19 protein-coding genes are annotated in these 22,710 nt (G+C 68.3%); 12 read left to right on the top strand and 7 right to left on the bottom strand.

The window, feature by feature from the left end; translation table 11 throughout:
* Positions 1–39: 39 nt before the first annotated feature.
* Positions 40–918, bottom strand: a complete 879-nt coding sequence (locus tag ACYDAT_RS08805; RefSeq protein ID WP_461438662.1) for a cytochrome c oxidase assembly protein — start codon at positions 916–918, stop codon at positions 40–42.
* Between the two features lie 42 nt (positions 919–960).
* Positions 961–1,947, bottom strand: coding sequence for a pyridoxal-phosphate dependent enzyme (locus tag ACYDAT_RS08800; protein ID WP_461449654.1), 987 nt, complete (start codon positions 1,945–1,947; stop codon positions 961–963).
* A gap of 119 nt (positions 1,948–2,066) precedes the next feature.
* On the opposite strand from ACYDAT_RS08800, the gene pepN reads away from it, so the two are divergent.
* Positions 2,067–4,736: an aminopeptidase N gene (gene pepN, locus ACYDAT_RS08795; RefSeq protein WP_461438660.1), complete on the top strand. Its 2,670-nt coding sequence runs from the start codon at positions 2,067–2,069 to the stop codon at positions 4,734–4,736.
* 193 nt (positions 4,737–4,929) lie between these two features.
* Here the strand turns inward: pepN and ACYDAT_RS08790 are convergent, their stop codons facing one another.
* Positions 4,930–6,411, bottom strand: coding sequence for a RimK family protein (locus ACYDAT_RS08790; RefSeq protein ID WP_461438659.1), 1,482 nt, complete (start codon positions 6,409–6,411; stop codon positions 4,930–4,932).
* Positions 6,412–6,584: 173 nt separating this feature from the next.
* Between ACYDAT_RS08790 and ACYDAT_RS08785 the strand changes: the two genes are divergently transcribed.
* The gene (locus tag ACYDAT_RS08785) at positions 6,585–7,058 is read left to right on the top strand and encodes a GNAT family N-acetyltransferase (protein WP_461438667.1); all 474 of its coding nucleotides are present in this window, start codon (positions 6,585–6,587) and stop codon (positions 7,056–7,058) included.
* A gap of 9 nt (positions 7,059–7,067) precedes the next feature.
* On the opposite strand, the gene ACYDAT_RS08780 is transcribed toward ACYDAT_RS08785, so the two are convergent.
* Positions 7,068–8,066, bottom strand: coding sequence for a chorismate transformation enzyme, FkbO/Hyg5 family (locus ACYDAT_RS08780; RefSeq protein WP_461449652.1), 999 nt, complete (start codon positions 8,064–8,066; stop codon positions 7,068–7,070).
* 91 nt (positions 8,067–8,157) lie between these two features.
* On the opposite strand from ACYDAT_RS08780, the gene ACYDAT_RS08775 reads away from it, so the two are divergent.
* The 8 genes from ACYDAT_RS08775 to fabG all read left to right on the top strand — a co-directional run bounded on the left by ACYDAT_RS08775 (position 8,158) and on the right by fabG (position 14,648).
* Positions 8,158–8,436, top strand: a complete 279-nt coding sequence (locus ACYDAT_RS08775) for a phosphopantetheine-binding protein (protein ID WP_461438657.1) — start codon at positions 8,158–8,160, stop codon at positions 8,434–8,436.
* Between the two features lie 186 nt (positions 8,437–8,622).
* The gene (locus ACYDAT_RS08770) at positions 8,623–9,303 is read left to right on the top strand and encodes a hypothetical protein (protein ID WP_461442258.1); all 681 of its coding nucleotides are present in this window, start codon (positions 8,623–8,625) and stop codon (positions 9,301–9,303) included.
* On the top strand, positions 9,300–9,602 hold the full coding sequence (locus ACYDAT_RS08765) for a hydroxymyristoyl-ACP dehydratase (RefSeq protein WP_461438655.1): 303 nt from the start codon (positions 9,300–9,302) through the stop codon (positions 9,600–9,602). Before ACYDAT_RS08770 ends, ACYDAT_RS08765 begins: the two co-directional genes overlap by 4 nt.
* On the top strand, positions 9,599–10,543 hold the full coding sequence (locus ACYDAT_RS08760; RefSeq protein ID WP_461438654.1) for an LpxL/LpxP family acyltransferase: 945 nt from the start codon (positions 9,599–9,601) through the stop codon (positions 10,541–10,543). Before ACYDAT_RS08765 ends, ACYDAT_RS08760 begins: the two co-directional genes overlap by 4 nt.
* Positions 10,479–11,126: a LolA-related protein gene (locus tag ACYDAT_RS08755; protein ID WP_461438653.1), complete on the top strand. Its 648-nt coding sequence runs from the start codon at positions 10,479–10,481 to the stop codon at positions 11,124–11,126. The genes ACYDAT_RS08760 and ACYDAT_RS08755 overlap by 65 nt, the downstream gene beginning before the upstream one ends.
* A complete protein-coding gene (locus ACYDAT_RS08750; protein WP_461449650.1) occupies positions 11,123–13,483 on the top strand; it encodes an MMPL family transporter in 2,361 nt (786 codons plus the stop codon). The genes ACYDAT_RS08755 and ACYDAT_RS08750 overlap by 4 nt, the downstream gene beginning before the upstream one ends.
* A complete protein-coding gene (locus tag ACYDAT_RS08745; RefSeq protein ID WP_461449648.1) occupies positions 13,477–13,905 on the top strand; it encodes a phosphotransferase in 429 nt (142 codons plus the stop codon). Before ACYDAT_RS08750 ends, ACYDAT_RS08745 begins: the two co-directional genes overlap by 7 nt.
* On the top strand, positions 13,902–14,648 hold the full coding sequence (fabG, locus tag ACYDAT_RS08740) for a 3-oxoacyl-ACP reductase FabG (protein WP_461449646.1): 747 nt from the start codon (positions 13,902–13,904) through the stop codon (positions 14,646–14,648). Before ACYDAT_RS08745 ends, fabG begins: the two co-directional genes overlap by 4 nt.
* A gap of 119 nt (positions 14,649–14,767) precedes the next feature.
* On the opposite strand, the gene ACYDAT_RS08735 is transcribed toward fabG, so the two are convergent.
* On the bottom strand, positions 14,768–15,244 hold the full coding sequence (locus ACYDAT_RS08735; RefSeq protein ID WP_461449644.1) for an outer membrane beta-barrel protein: 477 nt from the start codon (positions 15,242–15,244) through the stop codon (positions 14,768–14,770).
* Positions 15,245–15,667: 423 nt separating this feature from the next.
* On the bottom strand, positions 15,668–16,981 hold the full coding sequence (locus tag ACYDAT_RS08730) for a glycosyltransferase family 9 protein (RefSeq protein WP_461449642.1): 1,314 nt from the start codon (positions 16,979–16,981) through the stop codon (positions 15,668–15,670).
* 426 nt (positions 16,982–17,407) lie between these two features.
* On the opposite strand from ACYDAT_RS08730, the gene ACYDAT_RS08725 reads away from it, so the two are divergent.
* On the top strand, positions 17,408–19,789 hold the full coding sequence (locus tag ACYDAT_RS08725; RefSeq protein WP_461449640.1) for a TonB-dependent receptor: 2,382 nt from the start codon (positions 17,408–17,410) through the stop codon (positions 19,787–19,789).
* A gap of 77 nt (positions 19,790–19,866) precedes the next feature.
* Here the strand turns inward: ACYDAT_RS08725 and mnmG are convergent, their stop codons facing one another.
* Positions 19,867–21,738, bottom strand: coding sequence for a tRNA uridine-5-carboxymethylaminomethyl(34) synthesis enzyme MnmG (gene mnmG / locus ACYDAT_RS08720; protein ID WP_461449638.1), 1,872 nt, complete (start codon positions 21,736–21,738; stop codon positions 19,867–19,869).
* A gap of 678 nt (positions 21,739–22,416) precedes the next feature.
* Between mnmG and ACYDAT_RS08715 the strand changes: the two genes are divergently transcribed.
* A complete protein-coding gene (locus tag ACYDAT_RS08715; RefSeq protein ID WP_461438645.1) occupies positions 22,417–22,608 on the top strand; it encodes a hypothetical protein in 192 nt (63 codons plus the stop codon).
* Positions 22,609–22,710: the final 102 nt, after the last annotated feature.

Raw genomic sequence — 22,710 nt, 5'->3', positions numbered from 1 at the left:
CGATCAGCACACGATTGCGAGCACCGCGGCGCGCGTGGTTCAGGGCGCGGCAGGCAGTGGGCGCGTGGTGTGGGCGCGGCGCGGGCGCGGCGACAGGCGCATCCAGGTGTGCAGCGCCAGCAGCGCGGCGATGGCCTCGATGATGGCCGCGGGCACCCAGGTGATCAGGCCGCCGTACTGCTGATCGGTCAACACGTTGATGTCGAGGGCGCGACCGCAAATCGAGAAAATCGGGTACAGATCGGTCTTGCTGAAGGTGATGATGGCGCCGACCAGGATTTGCGGCGTCATGCTCAGCGCCGGCGACAGCACGCGCAGACCCGGTGCCATGCGCGCCGGCGGGCGGCGGCGGTGATCCAGCACCAGACCCCAGTAGATCAGTCCGCTGAGCAGCATGCTCCAGTTCATCAGCAGATACAGTCGCCAGTCGAGCATGGCCAGCGTCATCACCCGCGGGATCAGCCACACCAGCACCAGCGCCACGAACAGCAGCGTGGCCAGCAGCGGGTTGAACAGCAGCGCCGCCACGGCACGCCATGGCCAGGCGCGCGCGAACGGCCGCAACAGGCGCGCGCGCCAGTGCAGCGGCAGCGCCGCGCGCCATACGCCCAGCGGATAGGCCAGCATGATCAGCAGCGGTGCCAGGTGATGCATCAGCACCTGCTGGATGCGATCGACGAAGAACTGGTGCAGCGCGTAGTAGTCGAAGTGCGTCAGCAGCGCGAAATACACCAGCGCCATGCCGCACCAGAACAGCGCTTGACGCGCGCGCGGCACGCGCCGGCGCTGCGCGCCCAGCGCATACAGCAGCGCCGCCGCCAGCCATACCGCCAGCAGCGTGGGTGAGAACTCCCATGGAATCAGCAAGTCCAACATGGTGCGTGCGCTCGCCTCGTACACCGCGGGGCAGGCCAGCATATCGCGCCACCCAGCCCGCGCGAGCCTCTGCGGCGGTGCGATTCAGCCGGTGCCGCAGCGCGCGCAAAAGGCGATGGCATCCAGATCGACATTGCCGCCGGAGAGAATCAAACCCACGCGGCGACCAGCGAAGCGCGCACGCTGCTGTAGCACGGCGGCGAGCACGGTGGCACTGGAGGGTTCAACCATTTGCTTGAGGTGCTGCCACAGCAGGCGCATCGCGGCGCGCGTTTCATCGTCGCCGACAGTGATCACCTTGGCGCCAGCTTCACGCAGCAGCGCGAAGTTGGGCGCACCGAGCGTGGCGCGCAGGCCATCGCAGATCGTGTCCGGGGTGAGCGCGGTGACGCGCGTGCCGCTGCGCAGCGACGCGGCGGCATCGGCCGCGCCCGCCGGCTCGGCGAGGATCAATTCGCAGCGCGGGGCGATCGCGCGCAGCGTCAGCGCGCTGCCGGCGGCGAGGCCGCCGCCACCCACCGGTACCACCAGCGCGTCGAGATCGGGCAGCACGTGCAGCAATTCCAGCGCGGCGGTGCCCTGACCGACGATCACCGCGCTGTTTTCGTAGGGATGGATCAGCGTGGTGCCCAGGGTTTGTGTGAGTTCAATACAGGCCGCCTCGCGCGCGGCTAGCGTGGGCGCGCAGCGATGCACGGTGGCGCCGGCGGTTTCGATCAGCGCCAGCTTGGCGCGCACCGCGCCCTCGGGCACCACAACGTGCGCGGGAATGCCGCGACTGGCCGCGGCTAGCGCCAGCGCGGCGCCATGGTTACCCGAGGAATGCGTGAGCACGCCGCGTGCGGCGCTGGCATCGGGCAGCGCCCACACCGCGTTGCAGGCGCCGCGGAACTTGAACGCGCCGCCGCGCTGCAGATGCTCGGCCTTGAAGTGCAGCGTGGTGCTGCTGCGCGCATTGAGTGCTTCATCGCGCAGGATCGGCGTCAGCCGCGCGTGCGGCGCGATGCGTGCGGCGGCGGCGAGCACCGCGGCGAAATCAGGTAGTGCGGCGGTGCGCGAGGCGTGCGACATGAATGCATCCGATACCGGTGATGCGAAATCATGCCGCAAGGCGTGCATCCAACGCACATTTCACCGCGGCGCGCGCGAGTCTCGCTACGCTAGGCGATCCCCCGAATTCGAGCAGCCCCATGTTGCAGCGCGATGCCGACGGCGCCACGACGCCCGCTCTGAAAATCCGTCTCGGCGACTACCAAGCGCCTGCCTGGCGCATCGCCGGCGTCGAACTGGTGTTCGATCTGGACATCGCCAGCACCGAGGTTTACGCCCGCCTCGAACTGGAATCCACCGGCGCCACGCCGGCGCCGCTGCGCCTCGATGGCGAGGGCCTGGAGCTGATTGAGCTGCGCCTCGACGGCAAGCGGCTCGGCCCTGCCGACTATCACGAGGACGTGCATGCGCTGCAACTGTCCAAATTGCCCGCGCGCTGCGTGCTGGAAAGTCGCGTGCGCATCCATCCGCAGGCCAACACCGCGCTGGAGGGTTTGTATCTGTCCGGCAGCGCCGAGCGCGGCTTTCTGCTGACGCAGTGCGAGGCGCAGGGCTTTCGCCACATCACTTATTTTCTCGATCGCCCCGATGTGCTGACGCGCTACTCGGTGGAGCTGCGCGCCGACGCCGCGCGCTTTCCGGTGCTGCTGGCCGGCGGCAACGCGGCCGGCAGCGGCGCGCTGGCCGACGGCAGGCACTGGGCGCGCTTCGATGATCCGCACCCCAAGCCCGCGTATCTGTTCGCGCTGGTGGCCGGACGCCTGCAATGCATCGAGCGGCCCTACACCACCGCCGAGGGCCGCGCGGTGACGCTGAAGCTGTGGGCCGAGGCTGACGCCATCGCACAATGCCAGTACGCGCTGGGCGCGCTGCAACACGCCATGCGCTGGGACGAGCGCGTATACGGCCGCAACTACGATCTGGACGTGTTCCATGTCGTCGCCACGCACGATTTCAACATGGGTGCGATGGAAAACAAGGGCCTCAACATCTTCAACGCCAAGTACCTACTGGCCGACGCCGACGCCACCACCGACGAAGGTTTCCGCGCGGTCGAGGCCGTGGTCGCGCACGAGTACTTCCACAACTGGTCGGGCAACCGCGTCACCTGCCGCGACTGGTTTCAGTTGTCGCTCAAGGAAGGCTTCACCGTGTTTCGCGAGCAGAGTTTCTCGGCCGACATGCACTCGCACGCGCTCAAGCGCATCGAGGACGTGGCCACGCTGCGCCGCGCGCAGTTTCCCGAGGATGCCGGTCCGCTGGCGCACCCGGTGCGTCCGGCCGAGTATGCCGAGATCAACAATTTCTACACCGCCACGGTGTACGAAAAAGGCGCGGAACTCATCCGCATGCTCGCCGCGCGCCTCGGGTCGGAGGCTTTCCGCCGCGGCACCGATTTGTACTTCGCGCGTCATGACGGCAGCGCGGCCACGGTCGAGGATCTGCTCGCCGTGCTGGGCGAAGCCGCTGGCGTGGACCTCACGCCCTACCTCGCCTGGTACGCGCAGGCCGGCACGCCGCGACTGTCGGCGCGTTGTCACTACGAGCCGGCCACGCGCCGCTACGTGTTGCGTCTGGCGCAGCACACCGCGCCCACGCCCGGTCAGCCCGACAAGCGCCCGCTGCCGATCCCGCTGAAGCTGGCGCTGTTCGCGCGCGATGGCCGCATGCTGCCGCTGCGCTTGGCCGGCGAAGCCGCACCCGCCGGCACCGAGCGCGTGGTGGAGCTGACCGATGCCGCCGCCGAGTTCGTGTTCGAGGACATCGACGAAGCGCCGCTGCCATCGCTGCTGCGCGGCTTCTCGGCACCGGTGATCCTGGAATGCGCCAGCGCGCCCGAGGATCTGGCGCTGCTGCTGCAGCACGATGCGGATGGCTTCAATCGCTGGGAGGCTGGTCAGCACCTGGCCGCCGATGCGTTCCGCACCGCGCATGCGGGCAGCGCGCATAACGCCGCGTTGGCGGCGTGGACCGGCGCGCTGAAGGCGTTGTTTGCACGCGCCGATTTCGACGACGAGGCGCTGCTGGCCGAACTGCTGGCCGCGCCCGCGGTCAGCGAACTGGAAGCGCTGGTCGAGCCGCACGACCCCGACGCCGTTGATGCCGCGCGACGCCAGCTCGAACGGGCGCTGGCACGGGCTCTCAACGCCGCGACGCTGGCCGCGCGCTACGCCGCGCTGCACGCCGCCGAGCAGGGCGCGCACGATGCGCGCGCGCAGGCGCGACGCCGGCTGAAACGCCGCGTGCTGGAGCTGTGGGTACTGGTCGATCGCGCCGCGGCGCTGGCCGCCGCCGAGGATCAGTTCGCGCAGGCCAGCGGCATGAGCGAGCGCCTCGCCGCGTTGCGCGTGCTGACGCGCCACGCCGATGCCGCTGCGCGTGCTGCTGCCCTGGCCGCGTTCCGCGCGCGTCACGCGCAGCAGCCGCTGGTGCTGGATGTGTGGTTCGCGGTGCAGGCCGAAGTGCCCGGCGGCGCCACACTGGACACGGTGCGCACGCTGCTGAGCGATGCCGCGTTCACGCTGCGCAATCCCAATCGCGTGCAGGCCTTGCTGGGCACCTTCGCGCGTCAGAACCGCACCGGCTTTCATCGCGTCGATGGCGCCGGCTATGCGCTGCTGGTCGAGCAGTTGCGCGTGCTGGATGCGCTCAACCCGCAAACCGCCGCGCGCATCGCGCAGGCGTTCAACGACTGGGCGCGATTGGAACCCGTGCGCCGCGCCGCGGCCGAAGCGCAGTTGCGCGCGCTGGCGGCCACGCCGGGGCTGTCGCGCAATCTGGCCGACATCGTGCAACGCAGTTTGGCTTGAAAACAGGGACTTGGGACTTGGGACGAAGCCTTGCGGGTTTCAGATCGGGGTCGTCATCCCCGGGCGCGCGCAGCGCGAGCCGGGGATCCAGTGCTGTTGCGAGAGCCGCTTCTGGATGCCCGCCAACGCGGGCATGACGCCGCACACGGACCCGGCCATGAGATGCTCATTCCGGTTTCCGAGTCCCGACTCCTCAGCCAACAATCCCCAGCCGCTTGCGTTCCAGACGGCGCAGGAATTCCTGCATCACGCGCAGGTACAAATCCTCGCCGAGATAAGCATCCTCGACGCCGGCATCGACCGAGGGATTGTCGTTGACCTCGATCACCACGGTGCGCTCGGGGGTTTGCTTGATGTCGACGCCATAGAAGCCGTCGCCGATGGGTTGCGTGGCGCGCAGGGCCAGCTTGATGACCTCGGGCGGCGCCTCGCGTACCGGCAGGGTCTTGAATCCGCCACTCTTGGCCGTGCCCTTGGCACCGTGGTTGTAGATCTGCCAGTGACCGCGCGCCATCGAGTACTGGCAGGCGTAAAGCGTTTCATGGTTGAGCACGCCGATGCGCCAGTCGAACTCGGTGTACAGAAACTCCTGCGCGATCACCAGCGCGGTGTGCTGGAACAGCTCGCTGGCGGCGCGATCCAGATCGGTGCTGGTTTCCACCTTGATCACGCCGCGCGAGAACGAGCCGTCGGGGATCTTCAGCACCATCGGAAAGCCGAGCCGGTCGGAAAGGTCGCGCAACTGCTTGGGATCGTCGCGGTAGAGGATTTCGGTGCGCGGCGTGGCCAGCTTTTTCGAGCGCAGCAGATCGTGCAGGTAGATCTTGTTGGTACAGCGCAGGATCGAGGTGGGGTCGTCGATCACCACCATGCCCTCGCGCTCGGCCTTGTGCGCGAAGCGGTAGGTGTGGTGATCCAGCGCCGTGGTCTCGCGGATGAACAGGCCGTCGTATTCGGCCAGGCGCGTGTAGTCGCCCTTGTCGATCGGATCGACCTCGATGCCCAGCTCCTTGCCGGCGGCGATGAAACTCTTTAGCGCCTTCTTGTTGGACGGCGGCATGACCTCGTTGGGATCGATCAGCATGGCGATGTCGTAGCGATACAGGCGGCGCGCGCGCGGCTTGCGCCACAACTTGCGCGCGAAACTGTCCAGGGTCTGCGCGAAGGCGTCTTCCTGCGCATCGTCCAGCGTGTGCAGACCGATCGGCTTGATCGCGCTGATGCGCCACATGCGCTCGCGCTCGAACTCGATGCGCAGCAGCGGCGCCGGGAACGACTCGAACACGCCACGCGCGAGATCGCGCAACTGCGGGTACGAGGTCTCGCCGAAGTACACGAGGATGCCGAAATCGGTGGTGTCGCGCCCGCCGGCCGGCAGAAAATTGGCCAGCTTCTGGTTGAGATCCTCGACATCCAGCCCGTACAGCGAGCGCCGGCGCAGGTCGTTGATGGTGCGCACCGAGGGGATCACGCGATGGCCGCGTGCCTCGCCGAGCAGGGAAACGTAGTAGCCGGTGCCGAGGTACTTGTAGCTGCGGCACAAATTGATGACGTGGGTGCGCTCGTCACCACCCACCGGCTCGCGCAGGTAGTCCGTGGCGGAAACGACATTGTCGGAGGGGTAGTACGAGCCCCAGTCCGTGCTTTTTTCGACAACGATGACCAGCCGGGCCATGACTCCTCGCGCGTGTGCTGCAGAACCGCGTGGGGACGTTCTCCAGCGCGCGGGCGGCGCGTTTTGGGCACCGCGCCGCGCGCGCGCAAGACCCGCGCGCGCCGCGGTAGCGGCCGGATCAGCAAAAAAGCTTGCAGCGGCGGCGCCATGTCACTACCGTGCGCGCCGTGCAGATGCCCCGCGATCCAGAACCTCCCGGCCGAGTCCACGTCCGCCGCGCCGACGCCGTTGATCTCGACGCGCTGCTGGCGCTGGAAACGCGCGTGTTCCGCTCCGACCTGATCAGCCGCGCGCAGTACCGCCGCCATATCGACAGCGACACCGCGCTGGTGCTGGTGGCCACGCAGGCCGGCACGCTGCTGGGCTCGGTGGTGGTGTTCTTTCGCCGCGGCAGCCGCAACGCGCGCCTGTACTCGCTGGCCAGCGCGCCGGAAGCGCGCGGTCGCGGCGTCGGTGCCGCCTTGCTGCGCGCCGCCGAGCAGGCCGCGCGCCAACGCCGCTGCCATGGCATGCGCCTGGAAGTGCGCGGCAGCAATCGCGCCGCGCAGCGTCTGTACGAGACGCGCGGCTACTGCCGCCACGGCCTGCACCGCGGCTACTACGAGGATGGCGCCGACGCGCTGCGCTACGCCAAGACGCTGGACTGAACCCGCGTCTCAAGCCCCGCTCAAGCCGCGCCAGCCATCGATCTCCACCAGCAGTTCGGCGCGGCACACGTCGCCCAGCACGATTTGCAGCGGCGTGGTCGCCGGCAGCCGCCGCGCCAGCGTCGCGCGCAAGGCGGGTAGATCCTGCGCGTGGCGCAGATACACCTTCAGCGGCGCGTGCGCATCGAAGCCTGCCGGCATGCCGGCCGCGCCCAGCAGCGCCTCGATGTTGGCCAGGCTTTCCTGCAACTGCGCGTTGAAGTTCCCCGCGTGCAGCGAGGCGTGGCCGACGATGCTGGCGGTGCCAGAAATCGCCAGCGCGCCATTGGGCAGGCGCATGCCGCGCGCGAAGCTTGGCGCGGTCGGGCCATACTGGCGCGGATAGCGCCACGCCGAAAGTTGGCGCGGATTCTCCACGCGCGTGCCGGGCTGCGCGCACGCCAGCCAGTACACGATCAGGCCGCGCACCGGATCGTGGTGACCGATCGCGGTGGCGGCCGGATAAGCGTCGACGAAACCGTCACCCAGGCCGCGACTGCGGCCCGCGCAAAACAGCTTGTAGCGCTCGACATCACCGGCGCCGGCGTTGATGTCGGCCAGGTAATTCCAGCCGCGAAGCACGTGGCGATCGGGCTGCGTCGCCTGGAAGGCGCGCAGCGCGGCATAGGCGGCGGCGGCGGCGGCCTCGATGCCGCCGTGAGCGGATTCGTCCAGTTCCAGCGCGGCCGCCAGCCAGCCGCCGCCGCGCGCCCAATGAATCGCGTCGCGTTGCCCGGTCGACACGGCTGCCTGCACGTGCCAGACCTCGTGCGCCGCAGCGTCGAGCAGCGGCGCCAGCGGCAGCCGCAAGTGCAGTGCGCCGGCGCTTGAATGCGCCGCCGCACCGCGGCCCGACGCGGCGCCAAAATCGAAACGTGCCAGCGTGCCGGTCGCCAGCGGCGCCGCGGCGGCGCTCAAACCGATGTGCAGGGCGGCGATCAGATCGGGCTGGGGTACGGGCTTGGGCATCGGAGCGTGGAACGAGTCCGGGCGGTCAAACGCGCAATGTTACAATGCGCCGCCGCCGCGCTTGCGGTCTTCCCTGACGCGCCCACGCTCCATGCCCATGCAAAGCCCCGCCGAACAGGAACTGGCCAAGCTGATTGTCAGCAGCCTCAACCTCGAACACCTGCGCGCCGCCGATCTCGATCCGGAAGCGCCGCTGTTTGGCGGCAGCCTGGGCCTGGATTCGATCGACGCGCTGGAGATCGCGCTGGCGGTGTCGCGCCACTACGGCATCCACCTGCGCGCGGACCACGCCGACAACCGGCATATCTTCGCCAACTTGCGCGCGCTGGCCCAGCACATCGAGCACGAACGCCGCGCCAGCGTGGTTTAGAACCTGTGAACCAATCCCCTTGCCTACTGCGGCTGAGCCTGAGCGTGGCCGGCAGCGTTGCGGGGGCCCCGAAGATCGCTCACGTGGCTCGCGCTACGCTCGTGATTTTCTGCACCCCGCGCCTTGCCGGCCACGCTCAGGCTCAGCCTCGCGACGGCAGGGGATTGATTCACAGGTTCTGAGCGCATGTCTCGCGCACTCGGCGCGCTGCTGTTCGTGGTCTGGGCGCTGGCCGCGCATGACGCCGGAGACACGGGCTCGGCCAGCGCCGCGACGCTGGCGCTGGGTGCGTTGGGCGCGCTGGTCCTGCTGCCCGCACTGGGCGCAACCCGTTCGCGGCTGCGCGCCACGCTATTGTTGCTGGCGTGGTGGCTGCTGCTGGCGTTGCTGCTGCGCGCCGCGGCCACGGCGCTGCCGCTGAGTTTGCCGCCGGTGCTGCTGCCATTGCTGCTGGCGTGGTTCTTCGCGCGCACGCTGCGGCCAGGGCACGAGGCGCTGATCACGCACTTCGTGCGCTTGAGCGAGGGCAGCGAGCAGGCCGCGCATCCAGCAGTGCGCCACTACACGCGCCGCCTCACCGCGTTATGGGTGCTGCTGCTGCTGGCGCTGGGTCTGTGCGCGGCGGTGTTGGATGCGCTGCGCGTGCCGCAGGGCTGGCTGGCATTGCTCGGCGTGCAATCGCCGTGGCCGCTGTCGATGCACGCCTGGAATGCATGGGTCAATGGCTGGGCTTACGTGGTGCCCGTGGCCGCGCTGCTGCTGGAGCTGGCGCTGCGTCGTCGCTTGCTGCCCGAGGCACCGCCGCCGCATCCGCTGCGCTTCGCGCGCGCGCTGCTGGGCCATTGGCGGGAGTTGCGCGCGCCATGAGCACGCGGATCCTGCGCAGCGCGCTGTGCATCGCGCCGACGCACGCGTGTCTGGCCGGGCATTTTCCCGGACGTCCGCTGGTGCCGGCGGTGCTGCTGCTGGATGCGCTGGCGGTGCTGCTGGAAACACACCGGCTGCACATGGTCGGCCTGCCCGAAGCCAAGTTTCTCGCGCCGCTGGCGCCTGGCGTGAGCGCCGAACTGGAGGTCGAGGCCAGCGACGCCACGCAGTGGCGCTTTCGCATCAGCCACGCCGATACGCTGATTGCGCGCGGTCGCGTGCAGGTGGTGCCGGCATGAGCGGCTGGCAGGGTCGACGCGAGGGCGGCGGCTGGTTCGCGCTGTGGCTGATCCGTTTCATCGGTCTGCACCTGGGGCGCGCGCCGGCGCGGCTGCTGCTGTATCCGGTCACGCTGTATTTCTTCATGCGACGCGGCAGTGAGCGCCGCGCCTCGCGCGCCTATCTGACGCGCATGTTCGGCCGCCCGGCGCGCACGCGCGAGGTGCTGCGCCACTTCCATGCTTTTGCCGCGACCACGCTGGACCGCGTGTTTCTGCTGGCGCGCGGCGCGCGGGGCTTCCACTTCGAGATCAGCGGGCTGGATGCGCTCGAACAAGCCTTGGCCGGAGGTCGCGGTGCGTTGCTGATCGGCGCGCATGTCGGCAGTTTCGAGGCGCTGCGCGTGCTGGCCACGCGTCGCCCTGATCTGGATCTGCGCCTGGTGCTGGATCGGCAGCAGACCCCGGCGTTGAACATGCTGCTGGAAGCACTGGCGCCGACGCTGCGCGCACAGGTCATCGACGCCGCGCAAGGCGGCGTCACGGTGATGCTGGCGCTGGGCGAGGCCGCGCGGCACGGCGCGCTGCTGGCGTTGCTGGGCGATCGCGCACGTCACGGCGAGGCCACCTGTCGCGTGCCGCTGCTGGGCGCCGCCGCACCGCTGCCCGCGGCACCGTGGCGCGTGGCCGCGGCGCTGCAGGTTCCGGTGCTGTTGAGCTTCGGTCTGTATGCAAGCCGCAGCCGCTACCATCTGCGCTTCGAGGCTTTCGCGGAGAGCATCGAATTGCCGCGCGCGGCGGATGCGCGCGCCGTGGCGATACAGGCCTGCGCCGCGCGCTACGCCGCACGCATCGAGGCGCAGTTGCGCGAGTCCCCCTACAACTGGTTCAACTTCTATGATTTCTGGCAAACACCTGAGTTTGTGCCTGCTGCTGGCGACGCTGCCAGCGCTGGCGGCTGAGTCGGATCCCGCCGGCGCCGCGCGCGCCATGGCGCTGGTGCGCACGCTGGCGCGCCCGGCGCCGGCGCGCACCGCGTACACCGAGGTGCGCTTCGTCGGCATGCTTGATCGCGCGCTGGTGCTGCGCGGCGAGATGACCTGGCTGGGTGGCAGCCGGCTGCAGCGCAGCGTGGTCACGCCGTACCCGGAAACCACCACCATCGATGGCGACACGGCCACCTTGCAACGCGGCCAGCGCGCGCCGCAGAAGTTCTCGCTGGGGCGCGCGCCGGAGCTGAAGGATCTGCTCGGCAGCTTCATCGCGCTGCTGTCCGGCGACGCGCTGGCGCTGGCGCGCAACTTCACCCTGCACGCTTATGGCAATCAAACGGCATGGACGCTGGATCTAGCCCCGCGCGATGCCGCGGTGGCGCGGCGCATCCGCGATATCAGCATCGACGGTAGCGGCAAGACCATGCGTTGCATGCGCGTGGATGAAACCGATGGCGATACCACCTTCACCCTGCTTGGCCCGTTGGGCGATGCCAAGTTGCCGGATGCGCCCACGCCCGCGGGCCTGGCCACGTTGTGCGCGGGCGCGTGAAGAACGAAATTCACGCGACCGATCCGCCACGGCGCGCTGCACGCGGCGTCATCGTGCTGCTGCTGTGGCTGCTGGCGCTGGGCGCGCTCGGCGCCTACAGCGCGTGGCAGTTGCGCATCAGTTCGGACTTGCGCGCGTTTCTGCCGGCGCCACGCACGTCGCTGCAGCATCTGCTGCTGCGCGAGCTTGGCCAGGGCGCCGGTGCGCGCACGCTGCTGCTGGCGATCCGCACGCCCGACGCCGAACGCGCGGCGGCGCTAAGCAGCGCGCTGCGCGCGCGCCTGGTTGCCAGTGGCCAGTTCAACACCGTGCAAAACGGCAGCGGCGATCTGCAGCAGATCGCGCCGGCGTTGTTGCCGTATCGCTATCTGCTGGCGCCGACGCTGGATCATCAGCGCTTCGATGCCGCGTATCTGCGCAGCGAGCTGGAGCAGCGCCTCGACGATCTCGGCGCGCCCGGCGCCAGCGTGCTCAAGCCGCTGTTGCCCAGTGATCCGACGCTGGAAACCCTCAAGCTGGCCGAGCGCTGGGCGCCACGCCACGCGCCGCCGTTGCGCCATGGCGTGTGGTATGCCGACAGCGCCGCGCTGTTGCTGCTGGAAACGCGCGCCGCCGGCTTCGATCCGGATGCGCAGGCGCGCGCGGTGCGCGTCATCGAGCAGGCTTGGACCGGTCTGCCGCAGCACGCGCAGGCGCATCTGGAATTGAGCGGTCCCGGTTACTTCGGCGTGGTGGTGCAGGCACTGACCCGGCACACCGCCGAGCATCTGGGTTGGGCGGCGGGCGGCGGTCTGGTTTTGCTGCTGCTGCTGGCATATCGCAGTGTGCGCGCGGTATTGCTGGCGGCGCTGCCGCTGCTGAGCGCGGCGCTGGTCGGCACCACGGTGCTGGCGCTGGTGTTCGGCGGCGCGCATGGCTTGACACTGGCATTCGGCATCACTCTGCTCGGCGTGGCGCAGGAATATCCGTTGCGCCTGCTCAGTCATCGCCGCATCGGCGAAGACCCGCGCGCCAGCGCGCGCGCGCTGGGTCCGGTGCTGCTGCTGGCGATGGCGTCCACGGCGATCGCTTATCTGGCGTTCTTCGCCTCGGGTGTGGCTGGTCTGCAGCAACTGGCGTTGTTCACGCTCAGCGGCATCCTCGCCGCCGGGTTGAGCACGCGTTACCTGTTGCCGATGCTGCTGCCGGTGGCGCGCCACGATGCCGGCGCGCAGCGCTGGCTGGCGGCGCTGGCGCGTGGCCTGACGCGGCTGCCGCGCGCGCGTGTCTTTGCCGCGCTGCTGGCGCTGGCCGCCGTGTTCGTGCTGCTGCTCGCGCCGGGGCCGTGGTGGCAGAACAATCTCGCCGCGCTGACCCCGGTACCGCGGCCGCTGCTGCAACGTGAAGGCGTTCTGCGCAAGGCACTCGGCGCGCCGGATGTGCGCTATCTGCTGGTGCTCGAAGGCGACAGCGCCGAGCAGGTACTGCGCCACAGCGCGGCGGCCGCGCCCGCGTTCGCGCCGCTGCTGGCGCAGGGGACGCTGGAGACCTTGATGTTGCCGAGTACTTATCTGCCGCCGCTGGCGGTGCAGCGCGCGCGCCAGGCGCGGCTGCCCGATCGCGCGCAATTGCAGGCGGCGCTGGATCAAGCCTTGCATGGCCTGCCGTATCGCGCCGGTTTGTTCGCACCGTTCGTGCGCGATGTCGAAATTGCGCGCACCTTGCCCCTGCTGACGCCGCAGGCTTTCGAGCACACGCCGCTGGGCGGGCTGCTGCGCGCGCTGCTGATCGAGCGTCACGGGCGCTGGTTTGGCCTGGGCCTGGTCGGCGGCGTGCGCGATCCGGCCGCGTTGGCGCGCGCGGCGCAGGCCACGCACGGCTTGGTGCGCCTGGTCGATCTGAAAACCGAAACCGAGTCCTGGGTGGCCAGCTATCGGCAGCGCATTCTCGCCGCGCTGGGGGGCGCCGCGCTGCTGCTGATCGCGGTGGTGACGCTGGGCCTGCGCCGCTGGCGCGCGGTGCTGCGCATGCTGGCGGCGCTGGCACTGGCGTTGTTGTTGACGTTGGCGGCGCTGCGTTTGCTGGTCGGCGCGCTGAATTTGTTTCATCTGGTGGCGCTGCTGCTGGCGGCGGGGCTGGGCCTGCACTACGCGCTGTTCTTCGAGCGCGCACGTCATGCGGCCGCCGACGAGCGCCTGCGCACCCTGCACGCCACGCTGCTGTGCGCGGCTTCGACCCTGCTCGCTTTTGGCGTGTATGCGCTGGCCTCGCTGCCGGTGCTGCGCGCGCTGGGCCTGACCGTGACCCTGGGCATCGCCGCCAACCTGCTGGCCGCGGCGCTGCTGACCTGGCCGCGTGTGACGCCGCCCGCATGCTGACGCGTGCCGATTGGGCAGGACTGATTCCGCACGCCGGGCGCATGGATGTGCTCGATCGCGTGCTGCACTGGGATAACGAGTGCCTGCAAGCCGAGGCCATGGCACCAGATGCGACGCACCCACTGGCGCGCGCCGGACGTGTGCACGCGGTGCATTTGTGTGAGTACGGCGCGCAGGCCGCGGCGGTGCACGGCGCGTTGTTGGCGCGCGCGGTGCACAGCACGGCGCCGGCCGGCCTGCTGGCGGCGCTGCGCGCGGTGCGGTTGCATGGCCAGTGGATCGACGCCGCGGCGCCGCTGCATATCGCGGTGCGGCGCCTGGCGGCGTTGCCCGAGGCCGTGCAGTATCGTTTCGAGGTCGCGCAACTGGGCGCGACACTGGCGCAAGGCCAGGTACTGATCGCCTTCGGGGCCGTGCCATGAATCCCACCGCGCGCAGTGATTTTCCGCGTCGCCTGCTGCTCACTGGCGCCAGCGGCACGCTGGGCACCGCCTGCGCGCGCGCGCTGGCGGCGCAAGGCTGGGCGCTGCTGCTGCACGCGCATCACGGCGCGCAGCGTGTCGCGGCGCTGATCGATGAACTGCATGACGACGGCGCGCAAGCCGAGGCGCTGATTTGCGACCTCACCCATGCCGCGGCCACGCACGCGGCCATCGCGCACGCGCTGGCGCAGACGCCGATCACCGCGCTGGTGCACGCCGCCGGCGTGCACGACGACGCACCCATGGCCGGCATGCGCGCCGAGCAGTGGCACGGCGTGATCGACCTCAGCCTGCACGGTTTTTTTCATGCCGCGCAGCCGCTGCTGCTGCCGATGGCGCGCGCGCGCTTCGGACGCATCGTGGCGCTGGGCTCGGTGGCGGCGCGTCTGGGCAACCGCGGCCAGACCAATTACGCCGCGGCCAAGGCCGGGCTGGAAGGCGCGGCGCGCTCGCTGGCGCGCGAGATGGCCAATCGCGGCGTCACCGTCAACGTGGTCGCGCCCGGCATCATCACCTCGCCGATGAGTGCGGCCGCGTTCGCTGCCGAGCAGATCAAGGCGTTGGTGCCCGCGCAGCGCGCCGGCACGCCCGAGGAAGTGGCCGCGCTGGTGGCATTTCTATGCTCGGACGCCGCCGGTTACATCAACGGCCAGGTGATCGGCGTCAACGGCGGCATGGCCTGAGCGCCACGCATCGCGCAAGGTGCGCGCAGCCAGGATCTGGTGAGCGCGCCACCACGCGCGCATGCCGGTACGGTTTCGCCCAGTCCTTGCACGTTGAAAACGCGAACGCCGTATTTTGTTCAGAAGCGATAATTGACGCCAATCAGAAACGTATTCAAATTTGTGCCGAGGCCGTTGAAATGAGGCACGAATTGGTATTCAGCGCGAATACTCACGGCCCTGGTCAAGCTGTAAGACAACCCCAAACCCAGCAGTGGATCGACGCCGCTGGCTTTGTACTTTCCGGTTGGACTCTCGGTCCAATACGACATGCCCAATAGACCAAGCAGATGGATGTGGTCTGCAATCCGATAACGACCGAGCGCACTCACGCTCAACAGCGTCATTTCATAGCCCATCAATGACTCATAGCCACCCTCCACGCCTATCGATTGGTTGAAATTATAACCTGCAGTCAATCCGAAATCAGACGAATTTCCATATCCGGAGGTTGTCGTCCTTGCAATGTTTGCTCCGAAATCAAAGCCGGGGCTGGCGTACGCTGCGGGCGCAGCCACTGCTGCCGTCAAAAGCATCGCCATCATGAACTTTTTCATCAATTGCATCCTTCTTGGGTGGATAAAATCGGACTTCTACGGACCGCAGTTGGCCGCGCTGGGTAATGGTCCGGCAGGTTCGGCAACGCTTGACAGTCGTGCGCCGACGCGGGTGTTACCGTGTCATCGTGGAAGCCATGCGCGACGGGTGTTGAGGGGGTTCTTGCAGCCAAAGTAGCGGCGGCCGTTTTTTTCTCTGCCCAACAAGTTTCGCCATCGCGATCTCTTGGGGTTTCCGTTGGTCGTGCGGTGGGCAGCCGCCCTTGCGTGGATCGTGGCCCGCGTTGCGCACCGATTCCAGTGTCACGGCGCGATCGTGTTCAGCTTCATCAGCGGATCACCCAGCGCCTGCAGCTTGCGCTGCCGGATCTCCTGATCGAACAATCCCAGTGGCGAGCAGTCATCCGGCAGGCTCCAGGCGAGTCACTTCACTTCGACATTAGCGGCGATCATGGGTTCCGCAAATTGACCGGAGATGGAGGTCAGGGGAGAGTCTCTCTCCGGCGCGATTGGCGTTGTGCTCACCAACGACGTGGTTTTGGGTACGGTGGCCAGCACGTTCAGGGAGCGCCGCCACATGCCGGCCGGCTGCTGCGCCAGCAGTTCCTGTACCGCCACCAACACCGCATGGTGTGCGATGTCGCGCGCGTCCGCCGCACACACCTGGCGATGCTGTACACCCTGTGGGGCCCAGCCCAGCACGAACGGATCCGTGCACACCATCACGGTCGGCGTGCCGACCGCGTCGGCCAGATGCAACGGCCCGGTGGGCGTGGACACCCAGAGATCGAGCCGACGCTGCACGCCAGCCATCTCCGCCAGGGACAGCTTCGGCAGCACCCGCGCCTGGGGCACGACCGCGCGGATGGCCGCCGCTTCCACTCGCTCCACGCCCGCCGCGAACAGGACGACGCATGCGCCGTCGGCCACCAGTGCCCTCACGAAACTCACCAGCACGTCCGCTGACCACGCCCTGTTGCGGTGTCGCCGGTCTGTGCGGTTGGGGATGGCGACCCCGACCAAGGGCGCGCCCTCCGGCACCATCAGCGCGCGCACCATTTCGGCCCCGCAGCGATCAGCCGCCTCTGGCACCTCGATGATGGGTCGTGGTTCGGGAAACGCGACGCCCAGCCGCTGCGCCGCCAGCCAGTAACGGCGCAGGTGGTGCGTGTCCTCGCAGCCCAGCACGAGGTTGAACGCAGGTGCTGTCCGCGGTGATGCGTTGGCCACCATGCGCACCGGTGTCCGGCTCGCCGCCGCGATCAGCACGCCCGACAGCACCTCGGTGCGCAGACTGACCGCGAGGTCGAAGCGCTGGCGCGGCAGCCACGCAGCCAGGCGTCCCCATGCCAGCGGGTCGCGGCGAAACTCCGGGCCGCGCGTCAGGTAAGGCAGCAGTGGCGCGACCGCCCGGTTCTTCGGGCTGCCCACCAGCGTGATCTCGGCTTCAGGCCACTTGCGATGCAGCGCCGCGATCAGCGGCGTGCTGCACAACAAGTCGCCGATGCGATCGCAGCGGACCAGGAGGATCCGGCGTGGCGGCCGCGCATCCAGGTCTTCCACCACCCGCGGGCGCCGGTCGAGCAGCCACGTGGCCAAGCCCGATGTCCATCGCATCAGCGGCACCTTCACCCGTATCCGCAGCGTCTTGAGCGCACCGCGCAGCGCCCTGCGGCGCCCAGCGGCGTTGCGGCGGCGGGGGTCACTTGCATCGCTACGCGGCATGCTTTTGAACATTGGAGCCTCTGGGGAAAACGGGTCGGTTCAAACCGGTTTGGCGGGTCGATTCCGGCCATGGTGAAAGCAAACTGCCGTTCGCCTTCCGCGAGCAAGAGGCTGCAGATTACGTGTTCCTGAAAACGGCGTATACCACATGAACGAACGGATGCATGGCCGCGCTACGCGCTTCGATCATGTTGCGTCACGGGCTCGTCCGCCGTGCTCGCCGCATGCGCGGCATTCCTGCGTTCGGACACCGCCGGCTACATCAACGGCCAGCGATCGGCGGCAATGGCAGCATGGCTTGCGCGCGACTTCAGCGGGGCGCATCGGCAGTCTTACGGAAACTTAAGTAAGCCGCCAGCTTTCCTTGAGTACAGTGACACGGCGCGGCAATGCGCAACGTCAAGCATGCGATCTCTGTCCCGAACCCAGAGGTCCGTCATGACCCGCAGCAGCGTACACCGCATTCACATTGGTCCATCCGCATCTCGCACGCTGGCCGCGACCATCGCGCTGGTGCTGGCCACCGCTGTCCACGCGCAAACGGCGCAGCCTGCACAAGACAAGGCGCAAGCCCTGCGGCGCATCGTCGTGCACGCCAAGGTGCTGGAGCCCGAAGGCATCAACGTGCGCGGACTAAGCCAGCGCGCCATTTTCAAATCGGCGCTGGGCGACAAGGTATTGGACCGGCAACAAATCGCCGCGGCCGGACCGGTCGGCGGCTCCGCGCAGGCGCTGGCGTACGCGCCCGGCGTGGCGGTGAGCAGCTACGGCGCTACTGGCAGTACCAAGTACCAGATCAGCATCAACGGCATCAAGCAGGGCTGGGGCGGATTTTCCGGCGGCGAGGTCGACAACGGCAGCATCGCCGTCAGCTTCGACGGCGTGCCCATGGTCAACCCGGCCACCGGATTGTGGGAGTCGCCCGAGGTGCCGCAGACCGGCCTGCTGGCAGGCATCCGCGTCACCTACGGCCCCGGCGATCCGGTCGATCGCTGGTACAACAATATCGGCGGCGCGATCGCCTTCGTGCCGCTGCAGCCCAGCGCGCAGCCGGGTGGCGAGCTCGCGCTGAGCTACGGCAGCTTCAACACCCGGAACGTGGCCTTCAATCTGCAGACCGGCAGCGTTGGCGGCTGGGAGACGGTGATCGCCGGCGGCGCCGGCAGCGCCAACAGCTTTCGCCGCTCGCCCGATGGCTACGCCTGGCCCAGCAAGAACTTCGCGGCATTCATCAAGACACGCAAGACCTTCAGCAACGGCGACATCAGCTTCGGCGGCTATATCGGTGACGGCCATGGCTGGCGTCCGACGCCGATCCCGCTGACGCCCGTGCCCGGCATCAGCGTCAACGGCCAGGACGCCAACGGCAATCCCAATCCCGGCCCGCTGCTCAGCCAGCAGACCACCGGCTACTACAGCGCGCTGAACCAGAACGTCTGGGCCAAGGATGACTACAACCGCACCTGGATGCTGTATGCGCGCCAGAACCTGCGCCTGGATGAGCACACCACCCTGCACAACCTGGTCTGGTATCGCCAGGGCAACCGCCTGCACAAGCACTTCAACAACTACGTGACCGGCGCCAGCAACCTGTACGAGTACAACAATCCCTACTCGAAAACCTACGGCGACAAGCTGTGGACCGAGTTGACGCTGCCGTACAACGACATCGCGCTGGGCGGCTATTTTCTCAACAGCAAGTACAACTCGCGCAATGCCTTCTACAGCCCGCTGGCGCCTTACTTCGGTTCGTATCTGGTGCCCAACGCCAAATTTCGCAGCGATTACTGGTACGTGACCGATCTGGCCGCCTTCATTCAGGACACCATCACCCCGGTAGCCGGCTTCAGCATCACCCCGGGCCTGCGCGCGGTGAGCTTCCACACCGACTACTACCCGCGCGGCAACGTCGATTTTGCCCAGGCTTATGCGCTGTATCCCGGCAATGACCAGGGCAAGCTGCCGGCCGCGAGCACCCGCTATGACAAGCTCGAGCCGTCGCTGTCGGCGCGCTGGCAACCGCTGCGCTGGCTGGCGCTGTATGGCAACTGGGGCGTGGCCTATCGCCTGCCCCCGGTAGGCGGCGGCGGCGGTCTTTATCAGAGCCAGCCGGTGGGCGGAAACATCCTCGAGCGCGGCCTCGAGTGGCAGGCCGGTGTCAAGATGCACTGGTACCAGGCGGGTGCGTTCCGCGATGTGTTGCTCAACGCCAATTACTACCACCTGCACTTCAGTAACCAGTTCATTGGCGTCAGCAGCGGCAATGGCCAGTTCCTCGGGCTGGGCACAGGCGATTCCAACTACCACGGCGTGAACCTCAGCGCCGAAGGCGCACTGGGCGTAGCGCATTTGTTCGGCAACGCCAACTTCGAGCAGGCGCACTTCAACCACTACGCATTCAACGGCACCAATTACGACGGTCTGCCGGTGTCTTATGTGCCCGACACCACGTTCAACGTCGGTGCCTATTACCGCGCGCCGATGGGCGGCGGCATCGTGCTGAAGCCGCGTGCCTGGTACCAGTACACGGGCAGTCAGCATGTCTTCGACAACAATCTCGGTGCGCCCAGCCAGCAGACCATGCCGGCCTATGGCACCTTGAATCTGTCGGTGGGCGCGGAGCTGCCGCGTGAACTGGCCGGCGGCCTCGCGCATTCGATCGAGCTGAACCTCGAGGTGCTCAACGCGCTGGGCAAGCGCTACAACGCCTTCGAGGAAATCTCTTCCGGCGGCTTGTACAACACGCCCACGGCCGGCTACGTACTGGCGCTGCCGGGTACGCCGCGCGTGATCTATGGCACGCTGGACGTGAAGTTCTGAAGATTGATCGGCACCCGGCACGCAACGCAATGAAAGCCGCGCATGGACGCGCAACCCACCCAGGCTGCGCGCGGCGTTCAGGCCGCGCGGCTGCGGCGCTTCAGATGCACCAGCAGCAGACCGATGGCGGCGGGGGTGACGCCGCTGATGCGCCCGGCCTGACCGACGCTGGCCGGACGGATCGCCTGCAACTTGCCCTGCGCTTCGGCCGAAAGCCCGCGCACGCTGGCGTAATCGAAATCGCCGGGGATCGGCGTATCGGCCTGGTGGCGCTGGCGTTCGATCTCGTCCTGCTGACGCTGCAGATAGCCCGCGTAGCGCGCCTGCACGTCCAGTTGCAGCGCCGCGGCGGCATCCTCGAGACCCGGACCGAAGCCGGGCACCTGCATCAGGCGCGGATAGTCCAGCTCGGGTCGGCGCAGCAGATCCAGTGCGCTGCATTCGCGCGTCAGGCTCACACCGCTGGCCGCCAGCGCGGCGCCCAGCGCGTTGCCGGGGCCGGCCCACAGCGCGCCCAGACGCGTGCTTTCAGCGGCGATCGCGATCTGCTTGCGCTCGACACGCGCCAGAGCTGCGGCGTCGATCAAACCCAGCGCGTGGGCTTGCGCGCTCAGGCGCAGATCGGCGTTGTCCTCGCGCAGCAGCAGGCGGTATTCGGCGCGCGAGGTGAACATGCGGTAGGGCTCGCTGGTGCCGAGGGTCACCAGATCGTCGATCAGCACGCCGATATAGGCCTGCTCGCGGCGCGGCGTCCACGGCGCCTCGCCGCGCACGTGGCGCGCGGCGTTGAGACCGGCGATCAGGCCCTGCGCGGCGGCCTCCTCGTAGCCCGTGGTGCCGTTGATCTGGCCGGCGAAAAACAGCCCGGCGATGGCCTTGGTTTCGAGTGAACTTTGCAGGCCGCGTGGATCGAAATAGTCGTACTCGATGGCGTAACCGGGGCGCGTGATCGCCGCGCGTTCAAGACCGGGAATGCTGCGCACCAGCGCCAGTTGCGCGTCGTAGGGCAGGGACGTGGAGATGCCGTTGGGGTACAGCTCGCCGCTGTCCAGGCCCTCGGGCTCGATGAAGATCTGATGCTGGTCCTTGTCGGCGAAACGCACCACCTTGTCCTCGATCGAGGGGCAGTAGCGCGGGCCGACACCTTCGATGCGTCCGCTGTACAGCGGCGAGCGGTCCAGCGCGGCGCGGATGATGGCGTGGGTCTCGGGTTGCGTATGCGTGATGTGGCAATGCACTTGCGGCGGCGCGGGCGCGCCGCGGCCGTCCAGCGCGAAGCACGGCAGCGGCAGCTCGCCGGGCTGCGTCTGCATCGCGCTGAAGTCCACCGTGCGCTTGTCCAAGCGCGGTGGCGTGCCGGTTTTCAGTCGACCCACGCCCAGATCGAGTTCGCGCAGGCGTTCGGCCAGACGCTGCGCCGGTGCCTCACCGGCGCGACCGCCGGCGTATTGCTCCAGTCCCACATGGATCTTGCCGGCCAGAAACGTGCCCGCGGTCAGCACCACGGCACGTGCATGAAAATCCAGGCCCATGGCGGTGCGCACGCCAACCACGCGCCCACCTTCGAGCAGCACGTCATCGACGGCCTGCTGGAACAGACGCAAGTTGGGCGTGTTTTCCAGCACGCGACGCACATGCGCCTTGTACAGCGCGCGATCGGCCTGACAGCGCGTGGCGCGCACCGCCGGACCCTTGGAGGCATTCAAGGTGCGCCAGTGGATGCCGGCGGCATCGGCGGCGCGGCCCATCAGCCCACCCAGCGCCTCGATCTCGCGCACCAGGTGCCCCTTGCCGATGCCGCCGATGGCCGGGTTGCAGCTCATCTGCCCCAGCGTATCGATGCTGTGGCTCAGCAGCAGCGTGCGCGCACCGCTGCGCGCCGCGGCCAGGGCGGCTTCGGTGCCGGCGTGACCGCCACCCACCACGATGACGTCGAAGATTTCCATCATGCGTACTCGTCAGTGCTCGATTCGCGTTGCGCCGGTGGCGGTCCCGGCGGTGACTACGCTCGCGCATCCTGCGCTCGCCGAGTCACCCGGCCCTCGGCAATCCTGCCGCGCGCGCGCGGCATGCGCCGCGCCGTGACGTGCCGGTCTGCGCCGCGCCGAGTGTCACCCCGCACTAGCGCGTGAATCACGCAAGTGCCTCTGCCGCAGCAGGCTAGGCCAACGTGGCATGGAACCTGCTGCAACATTCTCGCACTTCCATCCCGCAACGCGTTCGCGAGCACGCCAAGACCGGAATTCAGGGGCCGGTCGCGCGAGGGTGGGAGGAAGCGTCGGCCCGGGCTTGCCCGGGCCGTTTTCTTTGGTGCACGCGCCACGCAGGCACGCGCGATGCGCCCGTGCGGGGCGCAACAACTGCGAAGAAGATCTGGCGCCCGGCGGTCACAGGAACAGGGGGAATCCAGGATGACCGTTTGAGCCGGGCGCCAGAAGCCTGAAAAGTGGCGGCCTGCGCGCCGTAACACCCCGTAACACGCAGGAATGGTCGCAAGTTGTCATCGGCTGCCCCGCAGTGTCAAGGCGAACCCCGCGCTGTCGCGTTTTTGGTGCAGTCGGTGTTCATTCTCCGGCTTGGCATGCGACATGCATCACACCTCCCGTCAATTACCGGGAGTCCACGTCATGACCGCCATGAGCCTCAATTTGAACCTGATCCGCCAGCGCCACGACCTGATGGTCGAAGTCGGCACGCTGGAGTTGGCCCTCGATGCCATCCAGCAGCGCAAGGCCGCGGACGAGCGCGCCAAGCTGATTCCGCAAATCCAGGCGCGCATGCAGCGTCTCAACGACACGCTGGCGCATCTGCCGGCCTGAGTGGTACCCGCCGCGAGCACTGCCGGCGCAGCGAATCCTAGGGCGTCTTCCGCGCTCAAGCGGAAGCGCCGCGGTCAGGGATGACCTTGGCAGGCCACGCCG

This window comes from Metallibacterium sp. (assembly GCF_054637675.1).
The sequence above is the reverse complement of the archived record's forward strand: the minus strand, read 5'-3'. Positions and strand labels throughout refer to the sequence as shown.

Coding starts and splice junctions, on each gene's coding strand:
- fabG (WP_461449646.1), top strand. CDS start 13,902: ATGAATCCCACCGCGCGCAGTGATTTTCCGCGTCGCCTGCTGCTCACT.
- ACYDAT_RS08760 (WP_461438654.1), top strand. CDS start 9,599: ATGAGCGGCTGGCAGGGTCGACGCGAGGGCGGCGGCTGGTTCGCGCTG.
- ACYDAT_RS08770 (WP_461442258.1), top strand. CDS start 8,623: ATGTCTCGCGCACTCGGCGCGCTGCTGTTCGTGGTCTGGGCGCTGGCC.
- ACYDAT_RS08730 (WP_461449642.1), bottom strand. CDS start 16,981: ATGTTCAAAAGCATGCCGCGTAGCGATGCAAGTGACCCCCGCCGCCGC.
- ACYDAT_RS08805 (WP_461438662.1), bottom strand. CDS start 918: ATGCTGGCCTGCCCCGCGGTGTACGAGGCGAGCGCACGCACCATGTTG.
- ACYDAT_RS08755 (WP_461438653.1), top strand. CDS start 10,479: ATGATTTCTGGCAAACACCTGAGTTTGTGCCTGCTGCTGGCGACGCTG.
- ACYDAT_RS08735 (WP_461449644.1), bottom strand. CDS start 15,244: ATGAAAAAGTTCATGATGGCGATGCTTTTGACGGCAGCAGTGGCTGCG.
- ACYDAT_RS08785 (WP_461438667.1), top strand. CDS start 6,585: ATGCCCCGCGATCCAGAACCTCCCGGCCGAGTCCACGTCCGCCGCGCC.
- ACYDAT_RS08780 (WP_461449652.1), bottom strand. CDS start 8,066: ATGCCCAAGCCCGTACCCCAGCCCGATCTGATCGCCGCCCTGCACATC.
- mnmG (WP_461449638.1), bottom strand. CDS start 21,738: ATGATGGAAATCTTCGACGTCATCGTGGTGGGTGGCGGTCACGCCGGC.
- ACYDAT_RS08745 (WP_461449648.1), top strand. CDS start 13,477: ATGCTGACGCGTGCCGATTGGGCAGGACTGATTCCGCACGCCGGGCGC.
- ACYDAT_RS08765 (WP_461438655.1), top strand. CDS start 9,300: ATGAGCACGCGGATCCTGCGCAGCGCGCTGTGCATCGCGCCGACGCAC.
- ACYDAT_RS08800 (WP_461449654.1), bottom strand. CDS start 1,947: ATGTCGCACGCCTCGCGCACCGCCGCACTACCTGATTTCGCCGCGGTG.
- ACYDAT_RS08790 (WP_461438659.1), bottom strand. CDS start 6,411: ATGGCCCGGCTGGTCATCGTTGTCGAAAAAAGCACGGACTGGGGCTCG.
- ACYDAT_RS08775 (WP_461438657.1), top strand. CDS start 8,158: ATGCCCATGCAAAGCCCCGCCGAACAGGAACTGGCCAAGCTGATTGTC.
- ACYDAT_RS08725 (WP_461449640.1), top strand. CDS start 17,408: ATGACCCGCAGCAGCGTACACCGCATTCACATTGGTCCATCCGCATCT.
- pepN (WP_461438660.1), top strand. CDS start 2,067: ATGTTGCAGCGCGATGCCGACGGCGCCACGACGCCCGCTCTGAAAATC.
- ACYDAT_RS08715 (WP_461438645.1), top strand. CDS start 22,417: ATGACCGCCATGAGCCTCAATTTGAACCTGATCCGCCAGCGCCACGAC.